Source organism: Thalassovita gelatinovora, assembly GCF_001458355.1.
Lineage (GTDB): Bacteria > Pseudomonadota > Alphaproteobacteria > Rhodobacterales > Rhodobacteraceae > Thalassobius > Thalassobius gelatinovorus.
Window position 1 is genome coordinate 1 of record NZ_CYSA01000027.1, and the last position, 22539, is coordinate 22539.

Here is a 22539-nt window from a genome sequence, read left to right on the forward strand (position 1 = left end):
TGCGAATGAAGGCTGGCAGGTGTCAACTAGACATCGCGAACTTGAACGGGGGCAGGTCGCCTTTCAGGCGACGCCATTGGGAATGGCCGCGAATGTAGATAAAGGAAGGTAAGCGTGATCGGTATCGTGATCGTCGCGCATGGGGGCTTAGCCCACGAATATTTGGCCGCGATAGAACATGTCGTTGGGCCGCAATCGGGTATTCGGTCCATATCGATTGACGCCGACCATGACCGGGCGCAAAAGCAGCGCGAAATCTGCGACGCCGCCGATGCGGTTGATCAAGGACAAGGCGTCGTTCTGGTCACGGATATGTTCGGTGGATCGCCGTCGAACCTGTCTTTGCTGGCTTGTCAGCCGGAAAATCGCCGGATTTTGTATGGGGCCAACCTTCCGATGCTGATCAAGCTGGCCAAATCCCGTCATCTTGGTGTAGCAGATGCTGTCCGCGCGGCGATGGAGGCCGGGCGCAAATATATCGACAGTCAAATCGTAACCAAAGCGCAATAGAAAAAATGCCCGAAACAACCCTTCGCAAACTCAAGATCATCAATGAAAAAGGGCTTCATGCCCGGGCTTCCGCGAAATTGGTGGAAGTTGTCGAAGGCTTTGACGCCACGGCAGAGGTATGCCGTGACGGAATGTCGGCCTCCGGTGACAGTATTATGGGGCTTTTGATGTTGGCAGCCTCCAAAGGAACCACTATTGAGGTTCAGACCTCCGGACCGGATGCGGATGCGCTTGCCGATGCTATTGAGGCGTTGGTCGCGGCCCGGTTCGGTGAAGAAATGTAAGCGCGATTACGCGTGAATTTGACGGTGCGGGGCGCGCGTGGTGAACTCAACTCACAACCATCAGATCGGCCAACCGGGGCAGGGCGTCAATTTTACGACCTATGACCGGCGCAGCCTGACCTATGCCAGCACCTTTGACAGCAACGCCACGGCGTTGATGATCAAGGCGCTGGAATGGATGACCGGAAAGATTTCCATTTTGCGGATGATCCGCGAATTCGAACGCCGTGGCGCGCCCGAGGGGCAAGCGTTCTGGATGGCCTGTCTGGACGTGATGGGGATCGATTTCCAGACCCCGCAGGACCAGATCGATCGCATCCCCGCCGAGGGCCCTGTGGTGGTGGTGGCCAACCATCCGCACGGGTTGGTCGACGGGATGGTTTTGGCCGAACTGATTGGTCGGCGCCGTCCCGATTACCGTATCCTGACCCGTGAATTGCTGACCGGTATCGACGAGGTCGCATCGTCTTACCTGATCCCGGTCCCATTCCCGCATGAGGAAGACGCCCAGCGTAAAAGCGTGGAAATGCGCGCCGCCGCGATGGATTACCTTAAACAGGGCGGCGTGGTCAGCGTGTTTCCGTCGGGCGTGGTGGCATCGTCGAAAAGCGTGTTCGGTCCGGTGATCGAGGCGGAATGGAACGTGTTCACCGCCCAGTTGATCCGCCGTTCGGGTGCCAAGGTGGTGCCGATCCGGTTCATGGGGCAAAATTCGCGCTGGTATCAGATCGCGAACCAGATTTCTGCCACCCTGCGTCAGGGCCTGCTGCTGCATGAGATCGTGCATAGCTGCAACCGGCCGCAGAAGCCCGTCGTGGGGGAACCGCTGACGGCGGCCCAGATGGAACGGTTGTCGTCGGACCCGCGCGGTTTCATCGCGTGGCTGCGAGACTATACGCTGAGCCTGAGCGACTGAACCCGGCGCGGGTCCGACCGGTTCGCCTTAGCGGGTCGGCACCGGGACCTCGCCGCGGTAGTCGTAAAAACCGCGGCCCGATTTGCGGCCCAGCCAGCCGGCTTCGACATATTTCACCAGCAGCGGGCAAGGCCGGTATTTGGTATCGGCCAACCCGTCATGCAACACATTCATGATCGCCAGACAGGTATCCAGCCCGATGAAATCGGCTAGTTCCAGCGGCCCCATCGGGTGGTTGGCGCCCAGCTTCATCGATTCGTCGATAGATTTGACGTTGCCGACGCCTTCGTAGAGCGTATAGACCGCTTCGTTGATCATCGGCACCAAGATCCGATTGACGATGAAGGCGGGGAAATCTTCGGCGCTGGCTGCGGTTTTGCCCAACCGTTCAACCACGCCGAGACAGGCTTTGTAGGTCGGTTCATCGGTGGCGATGCCGCGGATCAGTTCGACCAGTTTCATCAATGGCACCGGGTTCATGAAATGGAAGCCCATGAATTTTTCCGGCCGGTCGGTGCGGCTGGCCAGGCGGGTGATCGAAATGGACGACGTGTTCGAGGTCAGGATCGTATGCGGCTGAAGATGCGGCAACAGTTCGTCGAAGATCGCCTGTTTCACGGTTTCGCGTTCGGTGGCCGCTTCGATGATCAGGTCGGTTTGGCCCAGATCGGTCAGGGTCAAGGTGGTGCCGATCCGCGCCATCGTGGCGTCTTTGTCTTCGGCGCTGATCAAATCGCGGCTGACCTGACGATCGAGGTTGCGCGCCACCAGCGACAGCGCGGCGTCGAGCGCATCCTGGCTGATATCGGTCAGCAGAACGTCGTACCCTGCCAAAGCCATGACATGGGCGATCCCGTTGCCCATCTGTCCGGCTCCGATGATGCCGATTTTCTGAATTTCCATGATGTCACCCTTCGTTTGTCCCTGTGACCATAGCCATGGGACGGTCGGGGCTGCAAGGCTGCACGCCGGTCAAATCAAAAACTGAAAATTTTATGTTTAGTTCTTTTTCAACTTGTTGCGCCGAAGCTGTTGACCGGGCTTGAAAAACTCTGGTGGGAGCTATGCTGAACAAAGACGGCGGTGTCGCCGAGCTTGATTATGCGCCGTGCTATTACGGCAGGTCGAAGTTGAAATTTCGCGGGCCGATGCGCCCGATGCCACGAGATTACGTTGCCTTTGTCGGCAGCACTGAAACCTATGGCAAATTCGTGGCCCGACCGTTTCCGGCGCTGGTCGAGGAGATGACGAGAACGCGCTGTCTCAATCTGGGCAGTGCCAATGCCGGACTGGACAGTTTCATTCAGGACCCGACGGTGATTTCGCTGGCGCGGAATGCGCAGATGGTGGTGTTGCAGGTGATGGGACCGCAATTCATGTCGAACCGGTTCTATTCGGTGCATCCGCGCCGCAATGACCGATTCATCAAGGCCAATGCACCGCTGAAGCGGCTTTACCCATCGATCGATTTTACCGAATTCACCTTTGTCGGGCATCTGATCCGTCGGTTGCAGAAGGCATCGCCGCGCAAGTTTCAAACCCTGCGGCAGGGGTTGCAACAGAACTGGGTCCAACGGATGAACATGGCGGTGCAATTGTTTGCGCGGCCGGTTGTGTTGTTGTGGCTGGACGAGGGCAGCAAGACCCCGGCCGACCTGTTGGATCGGCAGCTATTGTCACAGTTGGAAACCGACCGGGTCGAGGTTTTGCGGATCAATCCCGATCACTGGGTATCTGCGCAAGGGCTGGAGGGTATGATCTTTGACCGGGGCGATGCACGGGCGGCGCATAACTGTCTCAGCTTTGCCTATCATCGTCTTGTCGCGCAAACTGTGACGCCTTTTGTGCAGCGACGAACCCGCTGAGGCGCATTCGTGCTTGTATCATTCTACCATTAATTGTATCTCCGTAACGGTTTGATATCTGAATTATTTTTCAGATACGCCGTATGTATTGATAGAGACCGGTGGTTGATGAGTGATGGGTGGCCTGACCCGATTGGCGAAATGATACGAAATTTTGAATGCAGCGACCGCGATCAGGTGGCGACTCTGATCGGGCGCGCCTATGGCCGAAGCTATGAACCCTGGCTGATCAGAGCCTTGCGCGAAAATGGCGATGTTGCCGCCGAGTTCGTCCTGGAACAGGACGGGGCGGTGGTTGGCTGTATCTGCTTTGCCGCGCATCCCGCACCGGTCGGATGGTGGAGCCTGTGCGCTGTTGCGGTGCCCGCCGCATTGCAAGGCAACGGCAGGGGCAGCGCCTTGGTGCGTTATGGGTTGGAATTTGCGCGCAGTCGCGGCGTTCCGGCGATCACCGTGTTGGGACCGTCGGGGTTTTACTGCCGTTTCGGGTTCACCCGGGCTGCGGCGCGCAACCTGACGACGCCCTTTTCAGACGAAAACACGCTGCTTTATCCCATTCAGCCCGACACGGCGGAAACGATAGGCGAATTGCGCTATCCGCCGGCATTTTCCCGCCTTTGAGCGCATCGGGGGTTTCGTGCAAGGGCCGGAGCACCTATTTCGGAACCATGCGATTTGCGATCCTGATACTGTTGTTGGCAATACCGCTGCGGGCCAGCGCGGACTGCGTGGTACTGTTGCATGGGCTGGCGCGGACCGAGAACTCCTTCGTGTTCATGGAAAACGTGTTGCGCCACAAGGGATACGAGGTGGTGCGACCTGGCTATGCGTCGACCGAGGAAACCATTTCCAATCTAGCGCTGGAAGTCCTGCCACGCGCGGTGGCGCAATGCGGTGAAAGGCCGATCCATTTCGTCTCCCATTCGATGGGCGGGATATTGCTGCGCTATTGGCTGATCGGACATGATCCTGATCTGGGGCGGGTGGTGATGTTGTCGCCGCCCAATGGCGGGTCGCAGGTGGTGGATGTGTTCGCGGAACTGGAACCTTTCGGGTGGTTCAACGGCCCGGCGGGCAAGCAGTTACGCACCGGAGAGGCCGGGTTTCCATCGCATTTGCCAAAGGTGGATTTCGACCTTGGGGTGATCGCCGGCAACCAGTCCCTGAACGCGATGTTTTCCGCGTTGATCGAGGGGCCGGATGACGGCAAGGTTTCCGTTGCATCGACCCGGGTCGATGGGATGGCGGACCATATCGTGCTGCCGGTCACCCATACCTTTATGATGAACAATCCGATGGTGATTGCGCAGACGTTGGAATTCATCGAAAAAGGGGCCTTCGATCATGGCCTGAGCTGGCCGGATGCGTTGTTGAAACTGTCCGAGGAGGACTGATCCGTGCTGGAGCTGGTGTTGGGCGGGGCAGAGGTGTTGTTGCCCGGCGGATTGGTGCGGGCGGATCTGGGAATTGCGGGCGGTTTGTTGACCAAATCCGGGTCCGGGCGGCGGATCGATCTGAGCGGGTTTCGCGTTCTGCCCGGCATTGTCGATCTGCATGGCGATGGATTCGAGCGACATCTGGCACCGCGCCGGGGTGCGATGAAGGACCTGTCAGCGGGATTGGCATCGGCCGAGGCGGAATTGGCCGCGAACGGCATCACCACCGCCTATCTGGCGCAATTCTGGAGCTGGGAAGGCGGGATGCGCGGGCGTGATTTCGCGCTGCGGTTTCTGGTGGCGCTGAAAGGCTATCGCGGGTTGGGCACCGATTTGCGGGTGCAGTTGCGCTTTGAATTGTTCTTGTTGCAGGACTATGCCGATTTCAGCGCTGCGGTGGCCGAATTCGGGGTCGATTACGTGGTGTTCAACGATCACCTGCCGCATCAGGCGTTGGCACGCGGCAAGCGGCCACCGCGGTTGACCGGTCAGGCGTTGAAAGGGGGGCGCAGCCCCGAGGCGCATCTGGCGATGATGCAGGAGTTACACAGGCATATGACCGCCGTGGCCCCTTCGGTGGCGGGGTTGGCGGCGGATCTGGCCGGGGATGGTGTGGCCTTGGGCAGTCATGACGACGCCACCACGTCATTGCGGTGGCAGTGGCACAAGCGTGGGGTGACGATCGCGGAATTTCCCGAAACGCGAAGCGCGGCAGAATCGGCGCGCGAACTGGGCGATGCAATCGTTCTGGGTGCGCCCAACGTGGTGCGGGGGGGATCGCATTCCGGCAATATCAGTGCCGCTGAATTGGTGCGGGATGGGCTGTGCGATGGTTTGGCGTCGGATTATCACTACCCCGCGCCGCGTCAGGCGGCGTTGATGCTGGCCGAAGAGATCGGGCTGGAACCGGCTTGGGCGCTGGTATCGCAACGCCCGGCGCAGGTGTTGGGACTGACGGATCGCGGGGTGCTGAAGCCGGGCAAGCGCGCCGATCTGTTGGTGCTGGATCAGGATGGCCGGATCGGTGCGACCATCGCGAGCGGGCGGGTCAGTTATCTGAGTGGCGCGGTGGCCGAGCGGTTCCTGGGTTGAGCACCCAAGGGGGCTGTGGGACGCTCTGCGGGGCGTATTTCAGGAACGGTGAAAGCCGGGCGCGGCAGGGGGCGACGCCCGGCTGGCGACATCAGGACTTGATCCGGTTCACATGGCCCATTTTGCGGCCCGGTTTGACATCGGCCTTGCCATAAAGATGCAGCGCAGCCCCCGGTTCGCGGGCGATTTCGGGCACCTTGTTCATGTCATCGCCGATCAGGTTTTCCATCACCACGTCGGAATGACGTTTGCCATCGCCCAGCGGCCAACCGGCCACGGCGCGGATATGCTGTTCGAACTGATCGACAGCACAGCCGTTTTGGGTCCAGTGGCCGGAATTATGCACCCGGGGGGCGATTTCATTGACGATCAGCCCGCCGGGGGTGACGAAAAGTTCCACCCCCATTGTGCCGACATAATCCAGCGCGTTGAGGATTTTCGCGGTCAGCAGCACCGCATCCATTCGCTGACTGGAGGTCAGGGTCGCCGGGACGGTGGTGGTGTGCAAGATACCGTCGCGGTGGACGTTTTCGCCGGGATCGAAACAGGCGACTTCGCCTGACAGGCTGCGGGTGCCGATGACCGAGATTTCGCGGCTGAAATCGATAAAGCCTTCGAGGATCGCCGGGGCCCCGGCCATGTCGGCCAGCGCTTGCGCGGCGTCATCGGCGGATTGCAGCCGGGACTGGCCCTTGCCATCATAGCCGAAACGGCGGGTTTTCAGGATCGCAGGCGTGCCGATTTCGGCAATGGCTTCGGCCAGGTCTTCGGCGTCGTCAACGGCGGCGAAAGAGGCGGTTTGCAAGCCTTTTTCGCTGAGGAATGCTTTTTCGATCAGCCGGTCCTGCGACACAGCGAGCGCCCGGCGGCTGGGCCGGATCGGGCGGATTTTTTCAAGGATGTCGAGCGCCGAGGTGGGGATGTTTTCGAATTCGTAGGTGATCATATCGACGGTTTCGGCAAAGGCCCGCAGCGCGGTTTCGTCTTCGTAGGGGGCGGTGGTGACGCGGTGGGCGACATCGCCCGCTGGTGGGTTGGTGCCGGGGTCAAAGACATGGGTTTTGAAGCCGAGCCGGGAGGCTGCGACCGACAGCATCCGGCCCAGTTGGCCACCGCCGAGAATGCCGATAGTGGCACCGGTCTGCAAAGGATCAGTCATCAATGGGCTCCTCTGGGATCGAGGCGGAAAGGGCGGTGCGCCAATCGTCGAGGCGCTGGGCGAGTGCGGCATCGGTATTGGCGAGGATCGCAGCAGCCATCAGGCCCGCGTTTTTCGCGCCCGCGCCGCCGATGGCCATGGTGGCGACCGGGAAGCCGCGCGGCATTTGCAGGATAGAATAAAGGCTGTCGACGCCCGACAGCGCCTTGGTCTGAACCGGGACGCCGATCACTGGCACCCGGGTTTTGGAGGCCATCATGCCGGGCAGGTGCGCCGCGCCGCCCGCACCGGCGATGATCACTTGCAAGCCGCGATCAACGGCGGTTTTGCCATAGTCCCACAACCGGTCTGGCGTGCGATGGGCGGAGACGATTTTCGCCTCGTACGGGATGTTCAATTCATCGAGAATATCGGCGGCTTCTTTCATGGTTGGCCAATCTGATTGGCTGCCCATGATGATGCCCACTTTGACCTGTGCCATATATCGCCCCTTGCCAATGGAGGGCGCACTATAGCCAAGGCTGCGGCTTACGCAATGATATCCGGTGTCAGCCGATCTTCGATCCGGGAGATCAGATCCTTGAGCCGCAATTTCTTCTTTTTCAGCCGCTGCAGCGTCAGTTGGTCAGCGGTGGGGCGTTCGACAAGGGCCATGATCGCGGCATCCAGATCACGATGTTCGCGGCGGAACACTTCCAATTCGACGCGCAAGACTTCGTCCGTTTTCATCGAAAGATCGGAAGGTGCATTCATAGGTGTGATTCCGTCGATTGCCTGTCGGGTTTAAGATACTGAAAAAACGCGGTTTCGCAAAGACCTTGCACAGCGGATCAGCGACCCCCATATTTTGTTTGTGGGTCGCCGTAACGGGGCCTGCGGAATTTGGACTGTCGCTTGATCATGAGGACGTGTCGATGACAAAGCTTACCCTGGGGTCGCACCCCTATCTTTTGGGGTTCGATCAGTTGGAACGCTTGCTGGAACGTAATGCGAAATCCGGCAACGAGGGGTATCCCCCTTTCAATATCGAGCAGACCTCGCAGAATTCCTATCGGATCACGCTTGCCGTGGCCGGATTTGCCGAAGGCGACCTGTCGATCACCGTCGAAGATCAGCAACTGGTCATCCGGGGCCGACAGCGCGACGAGGCCGAAGGCCGCGTGTTCCTGCATCGCGGCATTGCGGCGCGGCAATTCCAGCGGTCTTTCGTTCTGGCCGATGGGGTCGAAGTGGGCGAGGCGGTGATGGAAAACGGTCTTCTTCATGTCGATCTGACCCGGGTTCAACCGGAAACAGTGGTGCAAACGATCAATATCAGGAAAGGGTAACGCAATGGATACACAGTATGATTTCGGACAAGATGACGACAATCAAATCGTCTATGTGCGGTCGGTGAAGGTTGCCGATCTACCCAAGGAATTGCAGGCGCAGGCGGGAACCATGGATCAGGTTTACGCGGTTTGCACCGAAGACGGCGAGAGGCTGGCTTTGGTAGAGAATCGCAAACTTGCTTTCCTGTTGGCGCGGCAGCACGATTATGAACCGGTGACGGTGCATTGATCGGCTTGGCGCGGGCGCGCCGCGACGTGCCCGCGCAGCGATTAGAACCCGGCTTGTTTCCGGACTGAAATAGACGTCTAACTGGCTCCGTAATCAGTCCCGTAACGGGGGTTAAAATGGAGGCCGGAATGGCGCAGCCAGAAAAATATAGCAAAGTTCAGATCGCGTTGCATTGGGGCATCGCGGGTCTGATGGTGATCAGTTTTTTCAGCAGTGATGCGATGAGCGCGGCGTGGCGCGCGTTGATGAAGACCGGAACCGTGGAACCGACCCTCGGTGTGCGGGTGCATGTGGTGATCGGTGCCTTGGTTCTGGCGCTGGTGGTGCTGCGTCTGGTCATGCGCAAGGTGCAGGGCGTTCCGGACCCGATCAAAACCGGCAAGCCGTTGCAGGACAGGTTGGCCCAAGTGATCCATATCGGGCTCTATCTGTGCATGTTGGCGATTCCGGTGGCGGGGCTGTCGGCGTGGTTTGGCGGTGTCAAACTGGCCGCCGAAGCCCATGAGGTTTTGTTCAATATCGGTATCGCGTTTGTCATTCTGCACGTGGCCGCCGCATTGATGCATCAGTTCGTGCTGAAAGATAACCTGATGGCGCGGATGAAATAATTCTGACGGCCGATGCCGGTTCGATGCTGAGATGATTGTAAGAAATGAAAAGGGCGCCCCGGTCGGAGCGCCCTTTTTTAGGTCTTGTAGCGTGGGGCTTAGCCCCAGTTGCCGGAAATCAGCCCCATCGATTCCAGCTTCAGCAGAACCTGATGGGCGCAGTTGTCGACTTCGACATTTTGGGTTTCCACCCGCAGTTCGGGGGTTTCCGGCACGTCATAGGGATCGGAAATGCCGGTGAATTCCTTGATCTTGCCTTCGCGTGCCAGTTTGTACAGACCTTTGCGGTCGCGGCGTTCGCATTCCTCGATCGAGGTGGCAACGTGGATTTCGACAAAGGCGCCGAATTGTTCGACATCTTCGCGCACCGCGCGGCGGGTGGTGGCATAGGGCGCGATCGGGGCACAGATGGCGATGCCGCCATTTTTAGTGATCTCGGAGGCGACATAGCCGATACGGCGGATGTTCAGATCGCGGTGTTCCTTGGAAAAGCCCAGTTCCGAGCTGAGGTTTTTCCGCACGATGTCGCCATCCAGCAGCGTCACCGGACGCCCGCCCATTTCCATCAGTTTCACCATCAACGCGTTAGCGATGGTCGATTTGCCGGAGCCTGAGAAGCCGGTGAAGAACACGGTGAACCCCTGCTTGGCCCGTGGCGGCCGGGTGCGGCGCAGTTCGCTGACCACTTCGGGGAAAGAGAACCATTCGGGAATTTCCAGCCCTTCGGACAGGCGGCGACGCAGTTCGGTGCCCGAAATGTTCAGGATGGTCACGTCATCCTTGTCTTCGATTTCGTTCGCCGGTTCGTATTGGGCCCGTTCCTGAACATAGACCATATGTTTGAAATCGATCATTTCGACGCCGATTTCATCCTGATATTCGCGGAACAGATCCTGCGCGTCATAGGGGCCGTAGAAATCTTCACCCGCCGAGTTCTTGCCCGGACCTGCATGATCGCGGCCAACGATGAAATGGGTGCAGCCGTGGTTGGCTCGGATCAGCCCGTGCCAGACCGCTTCGCGCGGGCCAGCCATCCGCATGGCGAGGTTCAAAAGGCTCATCGCGGTGGTGGCGGCGGGGTATTTATCCAACACGGCTTCGTAGCAGCGCACGCGAGTGAAATGATCCACGTCGCCCGGCTTGGTCATGCCGACAACCGGATGGATCAGCAGGTTGGCCTGCGCTTCGCGGGCGGCGCGGAACGTCAGTTCCTGATGCGCCCGGTGCAGCGGGTTGCGGGTCTGGAACGCCACCACTTTGCGCCAGCCCATTTTACGGAAATAGGCGCGCAATTCGTTCGGGGTGTCGCGGCGGCCGCGGAAATCGTAATGCACCGGCTGATGGATGCCGACGATCGGCCCCCCGAGATAGATCTTACCAGCGGTATTGTGCAGGTAGTTCACCGCCGGGTGGGCGATGTCATCGGCCCCAAAGACCTTTTCGGCCTCGTGCGATTTGTTCGGTTCCCAGCGGTCGGTGACGGTCATGGTGGCGAGAATGACGCCTTCCTGATCGCGCAGCGCGATGTCCTGACCCAGTTCCAGTTTGGCCGCGAAGTCCTCGGGCACATCCAGATTGATCGGCATCGGCCACAGCGCGCCGTTGCTGAGGCGCATCGAGTCGACGACACCGTTATAATCTTCTTCGCTCATGAAACCTTTGAGCGGGTTGAAACCGCCATTCATCAGCAATTCCAGATCGCAGATCTGGCGCGGGGTCAAATCCCAGCTGATCAGATCGGCGGCTTCGACTTTCAGCTTTTGGGCCGATTCATAGGAAACATACAGCTCGGGGATAGGAGCCAGATTCTGCTCTTGCATTAGAAACTCTCGGTTATTCAATTCACAATTGGCGTTTGAAGCAGAGGCGCGCTTTGGCGCGGACCTAGCCCCGGAGCCGGGTGAGTTTCAAGTGTTCTCACCCGGAACTTGTAAAAACGGGCCAAAATGCCACGTTTTTACAAGTTTTTGGGCTATTATCCTTCGTTTTCCGCCAAAAAGCGTTCAGCGTCCAAGGCTGCCATGCAGCCCATGCCGGCGCTGGTGACGGCTTGGCGGTACTTGTGATCGGTCAGATCGCCCGCAGCGAAAATGCCGGGGATCGAGGTTTCGGTGCTGCCCGGCTTGACCGTGACATAGCCGCCATTGTGCAGTTCGAGCACATCCTTGACCAGTTCGTTGGCGGGAGCATGGCCGATGGCGACAAAGACGCCCTTGCAGGGGATTTCGGTGATTTCACCGGATTTCACGTTCTTCACGCGCACTGCGGTGACACCTTTGGGATTGTCGTCACCGACGACTTCATCCAGTTGATGGAACCACAGCGGTTCGATCTTTTCGTTTTTCATCAGCCGGTCGACAAGAATCTTTTCAGCGCGCAATTCGTCGCGGCGATGGATCAGCGTCACCTTGGAGGCGAAGTTGGTCAGGAACAGCGCTTCTTCCACGGCGGTATTGCCACCACCAATCACCACGATTTCCTGGCCGCGATAAAAGAAGCCGTCGCAGGTGGCGCAGGCCGACACGCCGAAGCCCTTGAACGCGTCTTCCGATGGCAGTCCCAGCCATTTGGCGCGCGCTCCGGTGGCCAGAATCACCGCGTCGGCGGTGTAGGTGGTGCCGCTGTCACCCTTGGCGGTGAACGGGCGTTTGGACGTGTCCAGGTCGGTGATGATATCGCCGACGATGTCACAGCCCATTTCAGTGGCGTGTTCCTGCATTTTGATCATCAGGTCGGGGCCCTGCACTTCGGTGAAGCCGGGATAGTTTTCCACCTCGGTTGTGGTGGTCAACTGACCGCCCGGTTCGATGCCCTGTACCAAGATGGGCGACAGCATCGCGCGGGAGGCATAGATGCCTGCGGTATAACCCGCCGGGCCGGAGCCGATGATCAGAACCTTGGTGTGACGCGTTTCGGCCATGACAGGACCCTTTTTGAGAAATTTCAGAACCAGTATCGCATATAGACGGCACCGGTCAGCGGGGGAAGGGGGGCGCGGCAAGACGTCATAAAATGCGGGTTGATGCGAAGATATGGTAATGATCTTGCGCTGCCGTGAAATATTGTTGCGCAGGAAAAGTTGCAGGTATATGAATTCGACCAAAGGAGACCGCGAATGCCCACGACCCGGCTTGATCCCATCGATCGGAAAATTCTGGCTGAACTTCAGGCGGATGGCCGGATGACCAATGTTGAATTGGCCAAGCGGGTGGGGATTTCCGCGCCGCCCTGTCTGCGCCGGGTTCGCACGTTGGAAGAGGCGGGGTTCATCAAGGGCTATCACGCCGATGTGGATGCGCGCGAACTGGGATTCGAAGTGCAGGTCTATGCCATGGTCGGGCTGCAAAGCCAGGCGGAATCAGACTTGAGCGCGTTTGAAGATCTGTGCCGCAAATGGTCTTTGGTTCGTGAATGCAACATGCTGAATGGCGAGGTCGATTTCATCCTGAAATGCGTGGCCCCCGACCTGAGCACCTTCCAGAGCTTCCTGACCGGGCAATTGCTGACCGCGCGAAACGTGGCATCGGTCAAGACCAGCCTGGTGATCCGCAGCGCCAAGGATGATCCCGGCGTGCCGTTCGACGTGTTGGAAGAACGGCTGAACCGGTCGGCGTGACGCCCGAATAGTTTCGTTGGCTTGGGGGGCGTTGCGCCGCGTCAAACCGCGCAACTGTCCATCAAACCGACCCGTTCTGCGGCGCGTTCGGGAAACAGGGCGGGACCGAAATCAAGCAGATTTGACACATGCGGGAACAGCGACAGGAACAGTCGCAGCATTTGCGGGCCGAGAATTTCGCCCAGTCCCGACCGTGGATGAAAACTGGCCAGATAGAGATCGTTGGCGCTGATCATCGCCTGGACCGGCAGGCAGATATGAAACACCTGTACCGGTGAGGGCGGGGTGGTTTGAAACACGCTGTCGCCATCGCAGAACTTGCTGACCGGCGTCAGCCGGTCGGTCGCGCCCCGGCGCAGCATCTGTGCCGCCGCCCCCAACACCAAATCCGATGCGGGACGCCCCATGCCGAACGTGTCGGCCATCACCCGGGTCAGTTGCGCCTGTTCGGGCCGTTCCGCCGGGGCGTTGGGGATGATGTTCATCATGCCGCGCCACAGCAACGGCTGCGGCCCGAAATCCAAGGTTTCGATCATCATGCCGGGTTCAAGGTCTTCGACCGCGCAGGGGCCGTTGGTGGTTTTGATCAGGGTACCGCGTGCGAAGGCGGAAAAGGCGGCTTCGAACATCGGTGTCGCCGGGGCGATGGCGGTATAGCGCGCCGGCACATTACCGGGGTCCAGATACAGCATTTCGTATCGCCGCATCAGCGTGGTTTTTGCCCGGTTGGTCTGGGCAATTCCGGGGGTATGGCGCAGGGAAACGGATTCCGGGGTCTGGTACCGGGACGGGGGGGAATAATGGCTCAAGTTCACGCGCTTTCGCAGTGTCGCATCCGTGCCGGCCCCCACCGACGACGACAGAAAGACTGTTTCAGTTCCATCTGTAGACGTCAGGATAATGATCCAAAAATCTGACGATTGTCAAAAAAGGGACATCATTGGTGGCTGATTTGGATGCAGTTTCGGTTTTGGCTGGGGGATGTTTCCGAGTTGTGAACAGTTTAGCCATATTTTGATTCGGCATGTTCATTCGGGTCGATCTTTGGGCCGGGGTGAAGCGAAGGGCGGGTCCGAAACAGAATGGGCCACCTCGAGGGAGGAGGCGGCCCTTCACTGACACGCACTTCGGCACTGGTTACTCGTCTGGTTGCCCTGATCGGTCAGGGCGAAACGGTGGCTCAGGCGCTGCGGCGCTTCGTCTGTGGAGCAAGGGCAGCGTTGTTGGCTTTTCTGCGCGCCCAAGGCAGCACGGGCAGATCGGATTTCGATGTTGTAATCACGGAGGTCATCCAGCGTTTTTGCGTTTTCATGGTAAAACCCTACTTTTGCCATTCACGTTTGTTTCTGTTGCTCCCAATCTGCCGTTGCATTGCGGCCATGATGGGGCGGCGCAGCGGGTAATTAGGGCAATTTGGTGAATTGACACTTTTCCCGAAAATTTGGTGATGTTTTTTCTAATGTGTTGAAAATAAACACTTAAACTGATCGCAGATTGACACGGCCTGCGGCCTGTCGCGGGGAATCGGACAATCCCGCGGCAGGTTTCGACTTTAACAATGTGGCGGGATTGAAGGGGTCGCGCTAAAGGCGAATGGACGAAATCAACCGGCCGTAATCGGCCTGCCCTTCATGGGTGCTGCGGCGGTAGGAATAGAATCGGGCCGGGTCGGAATAGGTGCAATGGCGAATCCATTCGGCATTGCCGATCCCGGCCTGTCGCAGACGATGCAGTCCGAAGGCGGGCAGGTCGAACAGATAGCGGTCGCCATTGCCATTGGCGAAAAAGCGGGAATTCGACGGGTCTTCGGCGATGAAATCGTCCAGGAATTCCGGTCCGACCTCATAGGCGCGTTGTGAAATCGTGGGGCCGATGGCGGCGACGGTGTTGGTGCGTGACGCGCCAAGGGTTTCCATCGCGTCCAGCGTGGCTTCCAATATGCCGTCCAGCGCGCCGCGCCAACCGGCATGAGCGGCACCGATCACACCGGCCTGCCGATCGGCGAACAGCACCGGCTGGCAATCGGCGGTCAGCACGGCCAGCGCCAGACCCGGCGTTGCCGTGACCAGCGCGTCGGCTTCGGGACGAGCCACCAGCGGTTCATCGATCACGGCGACCTTGGCGGAATGGACCTGATGGACATTTACCAGATGCGGCAGCGGGACCGCCATCGCGTCGGCCACGCGGCTGCGGTTGATCGCGACAATTTCAGACTGATCCGATGACCCTTGCCCGCAGTTCAACCCGGTGAACACGCCCGAAGACGCGCCGCCCTTGCGGGTGAAAAAGCCGTGTTTGGTATCGGTCAACAGGTCTGAGGTCAGGATTTCCAGTGTCATGAATCCAATCCCGGTGGGGGTGTTTGCGATTTCGGATAAAAGCCGATCACTTTGAAGAGCGTCCCCATTTCGTGCGGATGCGTCAAGCGCCGATGTGCGGCAATCAGGTTTTCCAGCCGATCCCCCGTTGATCCGCCGGCCAAAGCCTGTGCCCGCGCGGTGATCCCAAGCCGTTCGAGAAACACGCCCTGAGCGGTCAGCCGGGTATGGGCCGATGGTGTGGCTGCGGCCAAGGCTTCGAAATCCACATGCGCGGTCAGGTCAGAACCGCCTGGCGCATCGAGCGGGCCGATGGTTTCATGTGCTTGCAGCGCCTGCAACGTGTCGCCCTGCGACCGCCAGTCGCCATAATCGATAATCAGGGCCGCGCCGCCGCGGGTTTCGATCCGCTGGCCGATTTCGGCGGCCAATCCCGCTGCGGCGGGGCAGAGTTCGACCAGATCGCCATCCTTGGTATCGGCAAGCCGATCCGCAAGCGCGGCAACCGGGGCGGCGCCGCCAAGGGCGAAGGTCAACTTGCCGTCTTCGACCGTCACCCGTTTTTCGCGCCAACCGGCCCCGTCGCGGACAAATTGCCGGATCGGCAGCGCATCGAAGAATTCATTGGCCACGAAGAAAAGCGGCCGGTCGGGCAGATCACCGATGCCGTCGCACCATATAATGTCGTCGCGCGCGATGGTGTCGCGCTGTTTGTCGCGCAGCACCGGCGAGGCTTCGATCAGGTGCAAGCGCATCGCGGCGTGAAATCCCGGCACCGCTTGGGTGGCGCGCAGGATGTCGGCCATCAGGGTGCCACGGCCGGGGCCGGCTTCGGCAAGGGTGAACGGGGCGGGTTGGCCTTGATCGATCCATGCCTGCGCCAAGGCCAGCCCGATAAGTTCGCCGAACATCTGGCTGATTTCAGGGGCTGTGGTGAAATCACCCGCTGCGCCCAGCGGATCGCGGGTGGTGTAATAGCCAAGCGTCGGATGCAGCAGGCAATCGGCCATGTAATCGGCCAGCGTGATCGGGCCGGTGGCCGCGATCCGGTCCGCTAGGTGATCGCGCATTGTCGTCATGTCGCGCGGTTCCGGGCCGCCACCACGATGACGATCCCAAGCAACAGCATCGGCAAGGACAATAATTGGCCCATGCTGACGCCGGTGGGGCCCAGTTGCAGAATATAGCCCATCGGGTTGCCGACGCTGATGAATTGATCATCGGCCTGACGGAAAAATTCCACGATGAAGCGGGCAAGGCCATAGCCTGCGATGAACAAGCCCATGATTTGTCCCGGAATTTTCAGCCCATTGCGGCGGAACGCCAAAACGAGCAGCAGCAGCCCCAGAACCAGTCCTTCCAATGCGGCCTCGTAGAGCTGCGAAGGATGGCGGGCGCAGATGCCGGTGACGCCTTCGCAGGTCTGCGCCGAAGCCCCGGGAAAGGCGACGCCCCAAGGCAGGTCAGTGGGCCGACCCCAAAGTTCGGCATTGATGAAATTGGCAATCCGGCCCAGCATCAGCCCGGTCGGCACCGCCAAGGCAAGGCTGTCGCCCAGCGACAGGCGCGGGATCTTGTGCCGGGCGGCATAGATCAGCGCGGCGATAACGACGCCCAGAAAACCGCCATGGAACGACATGCCACCCTGCCAGACCATCAGGATTTCCTGTGGATGGCGCAGGTAATACCCGGCTTGGTAAAACAGCACATAGCCCAGGCGGCCACCAAGAATCACGCCGACGATGATCCAGCTGAGCAATTCTTCGACCTGTTCGGGGGTCATCGGTGGCGTGTCGCCGGGCCAAAGCCGGGGACGCCTGACCGCCATCACGATCAGCCGCCAGCCGATCAAGATGCCCGCGATATAGGCCAGCGCGTACCAGCGCAGCGAAAATTCCACGCCGAACAGCGCGATGGTGAAAATCTCGGGCGAGATATCGGGGAAGGGAATGAGGGCCTGCATGTGCGTCTGTGTGCCTTTGGCGGAACCGGGAAGTCAACCTTGTGAACGGCGGCGATGCGGCCCATATAGGAAGAAAAGGAACGGTGGAGAACCAGATGCAGACGCGGAACAAATTTTTCGACGACATGTCGCAGCTGATGACCAACGCGATGGGCGTGGCGCAGGGGGCCAAGGACGAAGCGGAAAACGCCGCCAAAAGCCTTGTTGACCGCTGGCTGGCCGACCGCGATTTCGTCACCCGCGAAGAATTCGACGCGGTGCGCGCGATGGCACAGAAGGCGCGGGAAGAAAACGAAGCGCTGAAAGCCCGGCTCGACGCGCTGGAAGCGGCGACGAAGTAGCGCCTGCGCATCGGTGGGGCTTTGACGGAACAAAGCCAAGGCAGGTGCCCCATTCATAAGTCCGAAACCCCAAGTCTTGATCGTGCCACGCTGCGCCGGTTGCCGCGCGGCATCTGGGCGTTGGGGTTCGTATCGCTGTGGATGGATATTTCATCGGAAATGATCCACGCGCTGCTGCCGGTCTATCTGGTGGGGTTCATGGGGGCCTCGATGGTGACGATCGGGTTGATCGAAGGCTTTGCCGAAGCCATCGCCGCCATCACGAAAGTGTTTTCCGGCGCGTTGAGCGACTGGCTTGGCAAGCGCAAGATCCTTGCGGTGATCGGATACGGGCTTGCCGCTGTGACCAAGCCGGTGTTTCCGCTGGCCCCGACCATTGGTTGGCTGATCGGGGCGCGGTTCATTGATCGCGTCGGCAAGGGCATACGCGGCGCACCGCGCGACGCGCTGATCGCCGATATTTCCCCCCGCGATCTGCGCGGGGCCAGTTTCGGCCTGCGTCAAGCGTTGGATACGGTCGGGGCTTTCCTTGGTCCGGTCATCGCGGTTCTGTTGATGTGGCTGACCGCCGACAACATCCCCGTTGTGTTCTGGATTGCGGTCATCCCGGCCTTTATCTCGGTAGGGTTGCTGTTCACGCTGGTGCCGGAACCGGAACGGCCCGCCGACATGCCAAAGGTCAAATCCCCGCTCAGCCTGCGGGAATTGCGGCGGTTGGGGCGCGCGTTCTGGTGGGTCGTCGGCGTGGCGTCGGTCTTTACGCTGGCCCGGTTCAGCGAAGCCTTCCTGATTCTCAAAGCGCATGCCGAAGGGGCCCCCACCGGCCTGATCCCGGTCGTTTTGGTGGTGATGAACATATTCTATGCCGCCGCCGCCTATCCCGCCGGTGTGTTGTCGGACAACGGGTCACGGTTGCGCGTTCTGGCCTTTGGGATGGGGCTTTTGGTCGTGGCTGATCTGGTTTTCGTTCTGATCCCGGGATTGACCGGTGTGTTTTTCGGTCTTGCCATCTGGGGCGTACATATGGGGTTCACCCAAGGGGTGTTTTCCAGCCTCGTGGCCGATACGGCCCCGGCAGAACTGCGCGGCACCGCCTTTGGCATGTTGAACCTGTTGACTGGGGTGATGATTCTGTTGGCCAGCGTCATCGCGGGTATTTTGTGGGACAGTGTGGGGCCGAACGGCACTTTCCTTACCGGGGCTGCTCTGGCTGTGCTTGCCCTTGTCGGGATGATCCCGCTGCGGCGTGTGCTGCGGTCCAATAAGGCGGCTCAGAGCGGAGCCGACAGCGTCTGAACGGTTGCGGTCCCCCCGGACATGCGGCGACCCAACAGCCGAATTGCCCCGGCCATTACAAAGCGGTATCACCGGAACAGAATGATAAAGGACATGTTGGATCATGACGAAACCTGACGATCTGATCTGTGTCGGTGTTATCGCGGGTGCCTTTGGCGTGCGCGGTGAAGTCCGGCTGAAAAGCTATACCGCCGATCCCGAGGCGATCGAGGATTATAACCCCTTGACCACCGAAGACGGCAGCCAAAGCTTCGAGGTCGGCATCCTGCACCAGATCAAGAACGGGCTGTCGGTGCGGCTGACTGCGGTCAGTACCAAGGAACAGGCCGACGCGCTGAAAGGGGTCAAGCTTTATGTCCCGCGCGACCGGTTGCCTTCGCTGCCTGACGATGAATTCTACCATGCCGACCTGATCGGACTGGACGTGGTCGATACCGGAGGTACCACGCTGGGTCAGATCAAATCGGTACTCAATCACGGGGCTGGCGATTTGCTGGAAGTCCAGGGTCCGGGGCTGAAGTCTTCGGTTCTGCTGCCCTTTACCCGGGACGCGGTGCCGACCGTCGACCTGAACCGGGGCCGGGTCATCGCCGACCCGCCGGACGGGTTGTTCCCCGAATGACGAAGGTGATCGTTCATGCCGGGTTTCACAAAACCGGCACCACCAGCCTGCAACAGCACCTGATCCGGCTGCGCAAACCGCTGAAACCTTTCATGACCTATTACGGCAAGAACGATTTCATCGCCGCCGGGACACATGCCCGCAAATACGCGCAAAAACCGTTCTGGCATCGCCGGATCATGTTTCGCCGGGCGTTTCGCCGTTTTCTGGCCGGTATTCCTGCCGACCCGGTGATTTTCATATCGCGCGAAACATTGGCCGGAACCATGCCGGGCCACCGTGATTGGCGCGGACGGGTGATCCATGATTACGCCCATTCCGCGGTGCCGATCGGCCGCGAAATCATCCGCGAACTGCGCCGCCGGTTCGGCCCCGATGTCGAGGTTGAATTCCTGCTGACGACGCGGGCCGCCGATAAATGGCTGCGTTCGGTCTATGGCCATCTGCTGCGGTCGATCCATCTGACCGAAAGTTACGAGGATTTTCTGGCGCAGTTTATGGGCCTGCCCAATCCCACCGCCGAAGCCCATCGCATTGCCAATGGATTGCGGCCCTGTAAAACGCATATCATCGCGCTGGAAAACTACACCGGCCACCGTCATGGCCCCGCCGGAATGGTGCTTGACCTGATTGGGGTGCCTGAAGCGGTGCAGGACACATTGCCCGCAGCAAAGCGGGAAAATGTCGGTCAGACCAAGCAGCTTGAAGCGGAATTTCTGGCCCTCAACCGGTCAGGCAAGCCCAAGGCAGCGCTGCGCAAGAGCAAGGAAAAGATGATCGATAACCATCGCCAGACGCTTGATTGAGGGTTGTCGAAAGCCAACCGAACCCGCTAGGACCGCGCTATGACCGACACACCCAAATCCCATGGCCGTAAATCCATCAAGCTGTCTTTGACGCCTCGGCAGTTGATGACCCCGTCGCCGACCCTTGCAGGGGTCTGGACCGCGCGGATCATCACGTTGTTCCCGCAGGCCTTTCCCGGTGTTTTGGGTGAAAGCCTGACCGGCAAGGCGTTGAAAGACGGAAAATGGCAGTTGGAAACCACCGATCTGCGCGATTTCGGCATCGGCAAGCATCGCAATGTCGATGACACCCCTGCCGGTGGCGGGGCTGGCATGGTGCTGCGCCCCGACGTGTTGGGCAATGCGATCGACCACACGCTGCGCGGCGTTCGGGGGACCCCGCGGTTGGTCTATCTCAGTCCGCGCGGGCGGCGGTTCGATCAGGCGATGGCGCGGGATTGGTCCGAAGGTGATGGCGTGACGCTGCTGTGTGGCCGGTTCGAAGGGGTCGATCAGCGGGTGCTGGACTATTACGGGATCGAAGAGGTCAGTCTTGGCGATTTCGTCCTGACCGGCGGCGAAATCGCGGCACAGGCGATGATCGATGCCACGGTGCGGCTGCTGCCATCGGTTTTGGGCAATGCCGAAAGCATCGAGGACGAAAGCCATTCGAACGGGTTGCTGGAACATCCGCAATACACCCGGCCCGCCGAATGGAACGGGTTAGAAATCCCCGACGTGCTGATGTCCGGCCATCACGGCAAGATCGCACAATGGCGTCACCAGATGGCGGAAGACCTGACCCGGACCCGACGTTCCGACATGTGGGCGGCCTATCGTGGCAAGTCGGACAACGAACGTTAGGCGGTCGGAACAGCCCGGTTAGCATTGTGTCTGTGCATTTTTTTCGCAGTGACAGGCAACGCCGCTAGTTCAGGATCGCAATCGATGCGTTCAGCACCGAAGCGAAACCGACCCAGGCGGCGTAGGGGATAAACAACCAGGCAGACAGCCGATCCCGCTGCCATGCTGTTGCGATGAAGCCCAGAACGGTTGCCAGCAGCAGCAAAATGACGACAACGGCCAGCCCGGTTTGCTGCGCGGCAAAGAACGTCGGCGACCACAGGAAATTGAGCCCCAGTTGCAACCACCACAATTTCATCTGCCATTCCCCGCGCCCGGAACGCCAACTGCGCCAGCCAGCAATTGCAATCAGGATATAGAGCACCGACCAGACCGGGCCAAACACCCAGCCCGGCGGGTTGAAGGACGGTTTCACCAACTGCGCATACCATTCGCCCGGCGCGGTTACATAGCCGATGGACAGTCCCCCGCCCAACACCAGTGCAAGAAAGAGGATCAAGGCAAGTCGTTCTGTCATGGCACGGTCGATCCTGTTCTTGTGTCGCCCGATCATTGCCGGGCAGTGGGCCGCGTCTAAGGCGCGATCACGGCAGCGCGAAGGGTCACTTTGTCGAGGCTGTCAGCCTAGCCGCTGATCGCCGCTGTTGGCAATCTGTCGATCACCTGGTTTCTGAATTGCCAGGGCGGTTTCAAATCCGTGCTGATCGGCCTTGGGGGTATGGCAGGGGATTGCAGCCCTGCGCCCGGTGGTGAATAGTTCGACCAGCCCAAATTGAACGAAGGAGATTGAGCAGTGGCAGGTAAGTTCGAGCTTTACACCGACAAGGCCGGGGAATTCCGGTTCCGCCTGAAAGCGGGCAACGGTGAAATCATTCTGGCCAGCGAAGGCTACAAGCAACGCGCCAGTGCCGAGAACGGCATCGCATCGGTCAAGAAAAACGCCCCCGAAGATGCGCGTTACGAGCGTAAGGAAACCAAGTCGGGTAAGCACATGTTCAACCTGAAAGCCACCAATGGCCAGGTGATCGGCACCTCGGAAAGCTATGAAAGCACCTCGGGGCGCGACAATGGTATTGAATCGGTCAAGAAAAACGCGCCGGACGCGGATATCAAAGACCTGACCGCCTGAGCCGGACCCCTGTCGGGCCTTTCTGCCAATGCCGCAGAAAGGCCTTGATCCTTTGCCCCCCCGCCCCTATACACCGCCCGTTCGGAGCCGGAATCGGCTGTCGGACATATTGGGTATGGAGAGGTGCTTCTTCGGCATCAGCAACGGTCAGCCCGATAGCGAACAAGAAGAACGA

The 22539-nt window shown here is 59.7% G+C and carries 29 protein-coding genes; 17 read left to right on the forward strand and 12 right to left on the reverse strand.

Going from position 1 to position 22539, the window contains the following annotated elements; all coding sequences use genetic code 11:
- The first annotated feature begins 114 nt into the window (after positions 1-114).
- Genes TG4357_RS16205 through TG4357_RS16215 form a run of 3 tightly spaced genes read left to right on the forward strand, consistent with a single transcriptional unit; the run spans position 115 to position 1710 of the window.
- Positions 115-510, forward strand: a complete 396-nt coding sequence (locus tag TG4357_RS16205) for a PTS sugar transporter subunit IIA (RefSeq protein WP_058263963.1) — start codon at positions 115-117, stop codon at positions 508-510.
- A gap of 5 nt (positions 511-515) precedes the next feature.
- Entirely contained in the window at positions 516-794 is a 279-nt protein-coding gene (locus TG4357_RS16210; protein WP_058263964.1) for an HPr family phosphocarrier protein, read from the forward strand.
- Positions 795-834: 40 nt separating this feature from the next.
- Complete coding sequence (locus TG4357_RS16215) at positions 835-1710, forward strand: lysophospholipid acyltransferase family protein (RefSeq protein ID WP_074646856.1); 876 nt, start codon at positions 835-837, stop codon at positions 1708-1710.
- A 27-nt stretch (positions 1711-1737) separates the two neighbouring features.
- Here the strand turns inward: TG4357_RS16215 and TG4357_RS16220 are convergent, their stop codons facing one another.
- On the reverse strand, positions 1738-2613 hold the full coding sequence (locus TG4357_RS16220; protein ID WP_058263966.1) for a 3-hydroxybutyryl-CoA dehydrogenase: 876 nt from the start codon (positions 2611-2613) through the stop codon (positions 1738-1740).
- 161 nt (positions 2614-2774) lie between these two features.
- Here TG4357_RS16220 and TG4357_RS16225 point away from each other — a divergent pair, with 161 nt between their 5' ends.
- From TG4357_RS16225 to TG4357_RS16240, 4 genes are all read left to right on the forward strand, one after another.
- Positions 2775-3575 (forward strand): DUF6473 family protein, encoded by an 801-nt coding sequence (locus TG4357_RS16225; RefSeq protein WP_058263967.1) that lies wholly within the window; start codon positions 2775-2777, stop codon positions 3573-3575.
- Between the two features lie 141 nt (positions 3576-3716).
- On the forward strand, positions 3717-4196 hold the full coding sequence (locus tag TG4357_RS16230; RefSeq protein WP_158509088.1) for a GNAT family N-acetyltransferase: 480 nt from the start codon (positions 3717-3719) through the stop codon (positions 4194-4196).
- A gap of 47 nt (positions 4197-4243) precedes the next feature.
- The gene (locus tag TG4357_RS16235; RefSeq protein WP_058264168.1) at positions 4244-4969 is read left to right on the forward strand and encodes an alpha/beta fold hydrolase; all 726 of its coding nucleotides are present in this window, start codon (positions 4244-4246) and stop codon (positions 4967-4969) included.
- Positions 4970-4975: 6 nt separating this feature from the next.
- Positions 4976-6103: an alpha-D-ribose 1-methylphosphonate 5-triphosphate diphosphatase gene (locus tag TG4357_RS16240; RefSeq protein ID WP_058264169.1), complete on the forward strand. Its 1128-nt coding sequence runs from the start codon at positions 4976-4978 to the stop codon at positions 6101-6103.
- Between the two features lie 91 nt (positions 6104-6194).
- Here TG4357_RS16240 and TG4357_RS16245 read toward each other — a convergent pair whose 3' ends face one another.
- From TG4357_RS16245 to TG4357_RS16255, 3 genes are read right to left on the reverse strand one after another with little or no spacing between them, the layout of a single operon-like run.
- Complete coding sequence (locus TG4357_RS16245) at positions 6195-7262, reverse strand: 5-(carboxyamino)imidazole ribonucleotide synthase (protein WP_058263969.1); 1068 nt, start codon at positions 7260-7262, stop codon at positions 6195-6197.
- Complete coding sequence (purE, locus tag TG4357_RS16250) at positions 7255-7743, reverse strand: 5-(carboxyamino)imidazole ribonucleotide mutase (protein WP_058263970.1); 489 nt, start codon at positions 7741-7743, stop codon at positions 7255-7257. The genes TG4357_RS16245 and purE overlap by 8 nt, the downstream gene beginning before the upstream one ends.
- A gap of 47 nt (positions 7744-7790) precedes the next feature.
- Complete coding sequence (locus TG4357_RS16255; RefSeq protein ID WP_058263971.1) at positions 7791-8015, reverse strand: YdcH family protein; 225 nt, start codon at positions 8013-8015, stop codon at positions 7791-7793.
- Positions 8016-8176: 161 nt separating this feature from the next.
- Between TG4357_RS16255 and TG4357_RS16260 the strand changes: the two genes are divergently transcribed.
- The 3 genes from TG4357_RS16260 to TG4357_RS16270 all read left to right on the forward strand — a co-directional run bounded on the left by TG4357_RS16260 (position 8177) and on the right by TG4357_RS16270 (position 9430).
- Entirely contained in the window at positions 8177-8590 is a 414-nt protein-coding gene (locus TG4357_RS16260) for an Hsp20 family protein (protein WP_058263972.1), read from the forward strand.
- Positions 8591-8594: 4 nt separating this feature from the next.
- Positions 8595-8822: a DUF1150 family protein gene (locus TG4357_RS16265; protein WP_058263973.1), complete on the forward strand. Its 228-nt coding sequence runs from the start codon at positions 8595-8597 to the stop codon at positions 8820-8822.
- Between the two features lie 128 nt (positions 8823-8950).
- Positions 8951-9430, forward strand: coding sequence for a cytochrome b (locus TG4357_RS16270; protein WP_058263974.1), 480 nt, complete (start codon positions 8951-8953; stop codon positions 9428-9430).
- Between the two features lie 98 nt (positions 9431-9528).
- Here the strand turns inward: TG4357_RS16270 and TG4357_RS16275 are convergent, their stop codons facing one another.
- Positions 9529-11250 carry a bifunctional sulfate adenylyltransferase/adenylylsulfate kinase gene (locus TG4357_RS16275; RefSeq protein WP_058263975.1) on the reverse strand — a complete coding sequence of 574 codons (1722 nt, stop codon included), beginning with the start codon at positions 11248-11250 and terminating at the stop codon, positions 9529-9531.
- A 155-nt stretch (positions 11251-11405) separates the two neighbouring features.
- On the reverse strand, positions 11406-12350 hold the full coding sequence (gene trxB / locus TG4357_RS16280) for a thioredoxin-disulfide reductase (RefSeq protein ID WP_058264170.1): 945 nt from the start codon (positions 12348-12350) through the stop codon (positions 11406-11408).
- A gap of 195 nt (positions 12351-12545) precedes the next feature.
- On the opposite strand from trxB, the gene TG4357_RS16285 reads away from it, so the two are divergent.
- Positions 12546-13046, forward strand: a complete 501-nt coding sequence (locus TG4357_RS16285) for an Lrp/AsnC family transcriptional regulator (protein WP_058263976.1) — start codon at positions 12546-12548, stop codon at positions 13044-13046.
- 41 nt (positions 13047-13087) lie between these two features.
- Here the strand turns inward: TG4357_RS16285 and TG4357_RS16290 are convergent, their stop codons facing one another.
- The 5 genes from TG4357_RS16290 to lgt form a co-directional block, all read right to left on the reverse strand.
- Positions 13088-13855: a Hint domain-containing protein gene (locus TG4357_RS16290; protein WP_139193596.1), complete on the reverse strand. Its 768-nt coding sequence runs from the start codon at positions 13853-13855 to the stop codon at positions 13088-13090.
- Between the two features lie 371 nt (positions 13856-14226).
- A complete protein-coding gene (locus tag TG4357_RS19940; protein WP_267886201.1) occupies positions 14227-14358 on the reverse strand; it encodes a hypothetical protein in 132 nt (43 codons plus the stop codon).
- A 271-nt stretch (positions 14359-14629) separates the two neighbouring features.
- On the reverse strand, positions 14630-15385 hold the full coding sequence (pgeF, locus tag TG4357_RS16295; RefSeq protein WP_058263978.1) for a peptidoglycan editing factor PgeF: 756 nt from the start codon (positions 15383-15385) through the stop codon (positions 14630-14632).
- Positions 15382-16443 carry a class I SAM-dependent methyltransferase gene (locus tag TG4357_RS16300; RefSeq protein ID WP_058263979.1) on the reverse strand — a complete coding sequence of 354 codons (1062 nt, stop codon included), beginning with the start codon at positions 16441-16443 and terminating at the stop codon, positions 15382-15384. Before TG4357_RS16300 ends, pgeF begins: the two co-directional genes overlap by 4 nt.
- On the reverse strand, positions 16440-17327 hold the full coding sequence (lgt, locus tag TG4357_RS16305; RefSeq protein ID WP_058263980.1) for a prolipoprotein diacylglyceryl transferase: 888 nt from the start codon (positions 17325-17327) through the stop codon (positions 16440-16442). Before lgt ends, TG4357_RS16300 begins: the two co-directional genes overlap by 4 nt.
- Before the next feature lie 95 nt (positions 17328-17422).
- Between lgt and TG4357_RS16310 the strand changes: the two genes are divergently transcribed.
- The 5 genes from TG4357_RS16310 (at position 17423) to trmD (ending at position 21235) form a co-directional block, all read left to right on the forward strand.
- Positions 17423-17668, forward strand: coding sequence for an accessory factor UbiK family protein (locus tag TG4357_RS16310; RefSeq protein WP_058263981.1), 246 nt, complete (start codon positions 17423-17425; stop codon positions 17666-17668).
- A 21-nt stretch (positions 17669-17689) separates the two neighbouring features.
- Entirely contained in the window at positions 17690-18964 is a 1275-nt protein-coding gene (locus tag TG4357_RS16315) for an MFS transporter (protein WP_233487538.1), read from the forward strand.
- Between the two features lie 103 nt (positions 18965-19067).
- On the forward strand, positions 19068-19586 hold the full coding sequence (gene rimM / locus TG4357_RS16320) for a ribosome maturation factor RimM (protein ID WP_058263982.1): 519 nt from the start codon (positions 19068-19070) through the stop codon (positions 19584-19586).
- Positions 19583-20392, forward strand: a complete 810-nt coding sequence (locus TG4357_RS16325; RefSeq protein WP_058263983.1) for a hypothetical protein — start codon at positions 19583-19585, stop codon at positions 20390-20392. Before rimM ends, TG4357_RS16325 begins: the two co-directional genes overlap by 4 nt.
- Positions 20393-20431: 39 nt before the next feature.
- The gene (gene trmD, locus TG4357_RS16330) at positions 20432-21235 is read left to right on the forward strand and encodes a tRNA (guanosine(37)-N1)-methyltransferase TrmD (RefSeq protein ID WP_058263984.1); all 804 of its coding nucleotides are present in this window, start codon (positions 20432-20434) and stop codon (positions 21233-21235) included.
- Positions 21236-21299: 64 nt separating this feature from the next.
- On the opposite strand, the gene TG4357_RS16335 is transcribed toward trmD, so the two are convergent.
- Positions 21300-21752 carry a TspO/MBR family protein gene (locus TG4357_RS16335; RefSeq protein ID WP_058263985.1) on the reverse strand — a complete coding sequence of 151 codons (453 nt, stop codon included), beginning with the start codon at positions 21750-21752 and terminating at the stop codon, positions 21300-21302.
- 276 nt (positions 21753-22028) lie between these two features.
- Between TG4357_RS16335 and TG4357_RS16340 the strand changes: the two genes are divergently transcribed.
- A complete protein-coding gene (locus TG4357_RS16340; protein WP_058263986.1) occupies positions 22029-22364 on the forward strand; it encodes a YegP family protein in 336 nt (111 codons plus the stop codon).
- The last annotated feature ends 175 nt before the right edge of the window (positions 22365-22539 follow it).